Source organism: Bacteroidales bacterium, assembly GCA_012517825.1.
Lineage (GTDB): Bacteria > Bacteroidota > Bacteroidia > Bacteroidales > JAAYUG01 > JAAYUG01.
In genome coordinates this window covers 1-1936 of sequence record JAAYUG010000039.1, presented here as the reverse complement: position 1 = coordinate 1936, position 1936 = coordinate 1, and the positions used below count along the sequence as shown (strand labels likewise).

Annotated in this window: 2 protein-coding genes; one reads left to right on the top strand and one right to left on the bottom strand. The window is 43.0% G+C overall.

Annotation, left to right across the window (positions count from 1 at the left end; genetic code table 11):
• A partial coding sequence (locus GX419_02770; GenBank protein NLI23618.1) for a hypothetical protein occupies window positions 1–927 on the top strand: 927 nt, incomplete at its 5' end.
• A gap of 465 nt (window positions 928–1392) precedes the next feature.
• Here GX419_02770 and GX419_02765 read toward each other — a convergent pair.
• A partial coding sequence (locus GX419_02765; protein ID NLI23617.1) for a hypothetical protein occupies window positions 1393–1936 on the bottom strand: 544 nt, incomplete at its 5' end.

Below are 1936 nucleotides of genomic sequence, written 5' to 3'. Positions count from 1 at the left end.
CCCGATTGGATGCTATATAGTCTGAAAAAAGGAGAAAAACATATTAAGCCTGAATATTACAATGCCCTGGCTAAATATTTTGCCTTGTATATTAAAGCCTATAAGTTTGAAGGGATCAATATTGACTATCTCAGCCCATTAAATGAACCTGATAACGGATGGTACACAAATGTTACCTATGAAGCAATAAGGGATATTACATGGCATCACATTCTCCCAGTGTTCAGAAAAGAAAATATTTCAACCCGGATTCAGCTGGGAGAAGCGGTCAATCGCTCCGAAGGCCTGAAAAAAATACCGGCAGTGATGGATGACCCGGAATTCAGGCAAGCCATAAGCACAATTACGGTTCATGGATACGACTGGAATCGTTTTGATGCCATTGCAGAATTGCATAAAAAATACCCTGACATACCCATCTGGATGTCAGAAGTGTGTTATGCTCAGGCAAGCAATATTCCGCCCCATGGCCCCAGGAAAGTTCCCGTGTATGATTTTTCCGATGGTCAGTCCTGGGGAAATATGATCATGAACGATATTAAAAGTGGCGCTTCAGGCTGGATTTACTGGAATATGATTCTGGATGAAAACGGCGGACCATGGTTGGTATCAAAAGAACATGGAAACCCTGAGAACAATGCCCAACATCCGGTGGTAATTATTAATCGGCAAACAAAACAGGTTCATTATACAGGGCTTTATTATTATTTAGCCCATTTCAGCAAATTTGTACGTCCGGGAGCCTACAGAATAAAGGCAACAGGGAATCCGGGAAAATTGAATTTTGCCGCTTTTTTGAATTCGAACGGCAAAAAAGTTCTTGTTGTAATCAACAACGACAAAAAAACGGAAGGCAGCATCCGGTGGAACAACCAGGAAATGGTGTATACCTTCCCTGCTCATTCTGTTACCACATTGGTATGGTAATACAATAGCTTTCCCCTTTTTTGATTATCAGAATGGTTGAAATTACAGTAGAATCGAACGGTAAAAGGCAATAAAAGCCCAGAAGTGTCGCCATTATTGGCTGTTTCATAATGCCACCCCTTCGGGGTTCTAATTGATTTTCCTTATGGAATTTTCTACAATAATACCATCCCTTCAAGATTGGATCAGAATTGTATAACATTTCAAAATGTGTGAGTCAAGCCCCGACAATTAAGCCCGGATTGCACATCAGGAGCGAATGCGAACTGATGCGCAGTGCGCTGGCCTTGCGCGAAAGCATCCGGGCAAATCCCGCTGAAACGCAGTGAAAGCGGCCGGTTAAGCCCAAATTGCACATCAGGAGCGAATGCGAACTGATGCGCAGTGGATTAGCCTTGTGCGCAGGCATCCGGGCAAACACCGCTGAAACAGAGTGAAAGCGGCCGGTTAAGCCCGGATTGCGCTTTATCTTAAAACTTCATTTTTCGATTTCCCAGTAAAAGATTTTGTGTTGCATTGCACCTTTTCACCATCTCCCCTTGTTTTCATTTCAATCTTAATCCTGGAAGAGCTCTCTTCCGCAAAATCAGCATCAAAAACGATTGTGTTCATTCCATGGAAAAGTACCGGAAGTTTTCCGGCAATATCAATCGTACGAACCAAATTCCAGTTTTTATCGTATATCCTGAGCATCCCTGTCCCGTCTGATTTCAGAACCTGAAAAGGCTCCAGATGAACCTCAATGTCCACCTTATCTCTGTAATTTACTTCCATTGAAATTTTTTCAACGGATGAAACACTCCGATCCTCGCCCGGCAGAAGGGCTAAAGTAAATTTCGCCGGCTGTGCATCGTATGGATTTTCAAACTCAAAGGTACTGGAAAGAGGCTCTCCAGGTTGCCTGATTTTTTGCTCATGAACGTACCTCTGCACCTTGAAGGGATATAAAATCCACTCTCCGGGCTTGCCAGGTTCAAGATGAAATTCGTTATTGATATCCTGCATCAGT